The following is a 4,110-nucleotide window of genomic DNA, read 5'->3' on the forward strand; positions in this document are numbered from 1 at the left end:
GCCGCGCGCCAGGGTTCCGCTCGACAGGGCTCTGCGCGGCAGGGTTCGGGCGCCCAGCGCTCCGGCGGTCAGGGCTCCGGCGCGCAGCGTTCGGTTGGCCAGGGCTCCGGCGCGCGCAACACGGCTGCCCGCCAGTCGATCGGGCAGGCCGCCGGCAGCCCCCGCAACGACCAGCGCCGCCGCGCCACCCGCTCCGCAGGCTGAACGGCTGAGTCTGCCCAGCCGGTCGGGCGGCGGCTCACCTGCCGCTGACCGGCGGTCCGGCTGTATCCACCCGGCCGGGCGTACGCACCGCCTATTCGAGTGCGCGCCGCCTACGGGATCCGCTAGGTGGCGCGCATTCGATTAGGTGGCGTTTAGGTGGCGTTGCCGTGTGAGGCTCATGCGCTGCGCCGACTCGTGTTTTCGCGCCGGGCAGACGGCTCAGCCGAAGATGGTGATCGTCTGGCGGCTGATCGCGAGCAGCTCGCCGTCGGGCCGCCACACCATCGCGTGAGTGTGCGCGTAGCCGTCCCGGGCGGCATCGGTCGTCGCGGCATACGCCAGGTTCGCATCGGCCGGGACGACGTCCGGGCCCACCTCGGCGACGAGCTCGATGGTCCACGTGAGGCTGCTGCCTGGCGCGAACCCGTCGAGCATCTGGAGCGGCGCCGGCGGCCATGCGTCCGTCAGCAGCACCAGGTGCTCCTCCTCGAGCCGCTCCGGCGCCTCACGCAGTGAGGTCCACCCGGACAGGTCCGCCGACTCGGCGCCGCTGAACGGCATCTGCCCGCCCACCTGCCGCAGCTCGACGAACCGGTAGAACTCCGGCGTGAGATCCTTCATGTAGGGGAACGGCTCGATCGCCGACGGGTCGCCCAGCTCGGGCATCGGGTGCGCGGGCGGCACGGAGATCGACGACTCCCGATGCCTGCCGAACGCTGCCAGCGCCGTCGCGACGATCGCGTCGGACTGCCGGACCGTCGCCTGGCACTGGGTGACGTTGGAACCGACACGCAGGATCTCGGCCTCGACCTCGACGGGGCCGGTGGCCGCGGGGCCGACGAACGACACGGTGAGCGACCGCAACGGCGGGACCCCCACCGGGCTACCGGTGCTGCCCGCGAGATCGCGGAGCTTCCCCTTCATGGCGGCCAGCAGCAGGGCCCCGGTGAGCCCACCATAGATGGCCCTTCCCTGCGTCCAGCCCTCTTCGACCTCGACAGTCCCACCGTGCGCGGCGGACTCCAACATGCTCGTCAGCGACATGCGGCATAGTCTGCCACCGCCGCTCAGCGGGCCTTCGGGGAGTGCTCCCCCCGGCTGCGGCGAGCCCGGCCCCGGGCCTTCCGGACCCCGGCCAGCGCGGTGGCCAGCCCGGACATACGCGGGCCGTGGCCGAACATCTTCTCGCTGCGGGTCTCGGGGGCGTCGTCGGCGGTGCGGCGCAGGTAGCGGTCCGGCAGCGACAACCGCGCGATGGTCCGCCACGACTGGAGGTACTGCTTCCACAGCGGCCCGGAGACGTACGGCAGGTCGTAGCGGGCGCACAGATCGCGGACCTCGAGTGAGATCTCCGAGTACCGGTTGGACGGCAGGTCGGGGAACATGTGGTGCTCGATCTGGAACGACAGGTTGCCCGACATCAGGTTCATGGCCGGTCCGCCGTCGAGGTTGGCACTGCCGAGCATCTGCCGCAGGTACCACTCCGCCTGCGATTCGGTCTCAACATCCGTCATGGTGAACTTCTCCGCGCCGTCCGGGAAGTGGCCGCAGAAGATCACGGCGTTGGTCCACACATTGCGGATGATGTTGGCCGTGACGGTGGCGGTGAGCGCCTGGGGTCCGCTCGGCCCGGCGAGCACGGGGAACAGGACGTAGTCCTTGAGGATCTGCTGGCCGGCCTTGCGCAGGAACGCGCGCGCCTTACGGCGGTCCTCGGGGGCGGCGTCCCGGTCGAACGCGTCGCTGAGGGTGACGGCCTGCAAGCCGATCCCCCACTCGAAGCCCGCCATCAGGGCGGCGTTGACCGCCATGTTGGCGAGGAACCTCGGCTCCCACGGCACGTCGCGGGTCACGCGCAAGACGCCGAACCCCACGTCGTCGTCCATCCCGACGATGTTGGTGAACTTGTGGTGCAGGTGGTTGTGGGTGTGCTTCCAGTCGGCGGAGCTGCCGACGAGGTCCCATTCCCAGTTGGTCGAGTGGATCTCCGGATCGTTCATCCAGTCCCACTGGCCGTGCATGACGTTGTGGCCGATCTCCATGTTCTCGAGGATCTTGGCCACCGCCAGTGTGCCGGTCCCGAGCACCCACACGGTGCGGTTGCGCGCACCGAAGTACAACAGGGCGCGTGCACCCAATTCCAGTCCACGCTGCAACTTTATGACGGAGTGTATGTACCGGTAATCACGCTCCCCGCGCGACTGGATGACCCGGGCGCGGATGGCGTCGAGTTCCCGCCCGAGCTCCTCGATCTGGTCAGGGCTCAGGTGGGCGTATTCGCCGACGTCGGAGATCGCCATGTGCCCACAGTAGGCGCGCCACGGCGCCCGCGGCTACGGCTCGGAGCCGGGTCGGCGCCGTATCGTGATCAAGCGCACGCGACGCGACCACACCAGCCACTCCAGGCGCGTCGTTCAGTGGCCCCGGCCGCGCGCATCAGTCATCCCACGCGCGACGCAACACCTCCAGCGTCCCGTGGATCCGCTCGACCGTCGATCCCACGGGCGCGATCATCAGCTCGTCGGCGCCCGCGCGACGGGCGAAGTCGGTGAGGTAGTCGCGGACCGCCGGGCCGTCGCCGCACGCTGTGTAGGAGATCATGTGCAGGATCTGGCGGCCGCCGGCGGACTCCATGATCATGTCCAGCTCCTCGTCGCTGAACTCGCGACCGCGGCCGGCCATGAGCTTGACCCGCTGGCGGCGGTACCACTGCAGTTCGCGCCCGGCCCGCTCGGCGTCGTCGTCGGCCACCACGTTGACCGCGGCGATCATGTACGGCTCGGCCAGCTGCTCGCTGGGCTGGAACCGCTCGCGGTACACCGCGGACGCCTGCTCCAGGGCGTCGGGCGCGAAGTGGGAGGCGAACGCGTAGGGCAGTCCGTAGGCGGCGGCGAGCTGCGCGCCGAACAGTGACGAGCCGAGGATGTACAGCGGGATCTTGGTTCCGCGCCCGGGGATGGCGGCGATGCCGCGGGTGCGGGCGAAGTCGGACGGCGAATCTCCGAGGAAGGCCTGCAGTTCGCGCACGTCGTCGGGGAAGTTCTCGGCCGCGGACGGCTCGCGGCGCAGCGCGCGCAGCGTCTGCGGGTCGGTGCCCGGGGCGCGTCCCAGTCCGAGGTCGATGCGGCCGGGGTGGAGCTCGGCGAGGGTGCCGAACTGCTCGGCGATCACGATCGGCGCGTGGTTGGGCAGCATCACGCCGCCCGAGCCAAGCCGGATGCGCTCGGTCCGCGCGGCGATGTGCGCCATGAGCACCGCCGGCGCCGACGAGGCGATCGACGGCATGTTGTGGTGTTCGGAGTACCAGACCCGCTCGTACCCCAGCTCCTCCGCCTTGCGCGCCAGTTCGACCGAGTCCTGCAGCGCCTCCCCCACGGTCTGCCCGGGGCGGACGGTCGCGAAGTCGATCACGGACAGGGGCAGGGCGCGGGCGCCGGGGGCACCGGTATCAGGGGACGTCATGCCCCGTACAACCGGCACCGGATGCGCGCTATTCCTGTAGCGGCCGGTCGGGGGCACACTGGGGGCATGCCCACCGCCGCTGACCGCGCCGACGCCGGCGCCGCCGACAGCCCCGCCGACGTCGCCCGCCTGGTGTCCCTCATGCGCGAGACGGGCCCGCTCGTGCACTGCCTGACCAACTCGGTGGTCCGTCAGATCACCGCCGATGTGCTGCTCGCCGCGGGCGCGGCGCCCGCGATGGTCGATCACCCCGACGAGGCCGGCGACTTCGCCGCGATCGCCTCGGGTGTGCTCGTCAACGTCGGCAATCCGACCGCCGAGCAGGTCGAGGGCATGCACGCCGCGATCTCCTCCGCCCGCGAGGCCGGGACCCCGTGGGTGCTGGACCCGGTCGCGGTGGGCGGGCTCGTGCTGCGGACCCGCCTGTCCACGGCGTGGCTGGAG

The 4,110-nt window shown here is 71.1% G+C and carries 4 protein-coding genes and 1 pseudogene; 2 read left to right on the plus strand and 3 right to left on the minus strand.

The features are described 5' to 3' along the window. Positions 1-204 (plus strand): annotated as a pseudogene (locus HMPREF3086_RS19255) (RNA helicase); the annotation flags it as partial. Between the two features lie 219 nt (positions 205-423). Here the strand turns inward: HMPREF3086_RS19255 and HMPREF3086_RS03990 are convergent. The 3 genes from HMPREF3086_RS03990 to HMPREF3086_RS04000 all read right to left on the minus strand — a co-directional run bounded on the left by HMPREF3086_RS03990 (position 424) and on the right by HMPREF3086_RS04000 (position 3,666). Next, complete coding sequence (locus HMPREF3086_RS03990; protein ID WP_070720264.1) at positions 424-1,248, minus strand: thioesterase family protein; 825 nt, start codon at positions 1,246-1,248, stop codon at positions 424-426. A gap of 23 nt (positions 1,249-1,271) precedes the next feature. Then, on the minus strand, positions 1,272-2,504 hold the full coding sequence (locus tag HMPREF3086_RS03995) for a fatty acid desaturase family protein (protein ID WP_070720267.1): 1,233 nt from the start codon (positions 2,502-2,504) through the stop codon (positions 1,272-1,274). A gap of 136 nt (positions 2,505-2,640) precedes the next feature. Beyond that, complete coding sequence (locus tag HMPREF3086_RS04000; protein ID WP_070720270.1) at positions 2,641-3,666, minus strand: LLM class flavin-dependent oxidoreductase; 1,026 nt, start codon at positions 3,664-3,666, stop codon at positions 2,641-2,643. Between the two features lie 141 nt (positions 3,667-3,807). On the opposite strand from HMPREF3086_RS04000, the gene HMPREF3086_RS19490 reads away from it, so the two are divergent. Then, a partial coding sequence (locus HMPREF3086_RS19490; RefSeq protein WP_371441647.1) for a hydroxyethylthiazole kinase occupies positions 3,808-4,110 on the plus strand: 303 nt, incomplete at its 3' end.

Origin of the sequence: Dietzia sp. HMSC21D01, assembly GCF_001815995.1 — a bacterium.
Lineage (GTDB): Bacteria > Actinomycetota > Actinomycetes > Mycobacteriales > Mycobacteriaceae > Dietzia > Dietzia cinnamea.

Excerpts from the sequence above, each read along its gene's own strand:
- HMPREF3086_RS03990 (WP_070720264.1), bottom strand. The coding sequence starts at position 1,248 with ATGTCGCTGACGAGCATGTTGGAGTCCGCCGCGCACGGTGGGACTGTC.
- HMPREF3086_RS03995 (WP_070720267.1), bottom strand. The coding sequence starts at position 2,504 with ATGGCGATCTCCGACGTCGGCGAATACGCCCACCTGAGCCCTGACCAG.
- HMPREF3086_RS04000 (WP_070720270.1), bottom strand. The coding sequence starts at position 3,666 with ATGACGTCCCCTGATACCGGTGCCCCCGGCGCCCGCGCCCTGCCCCTG.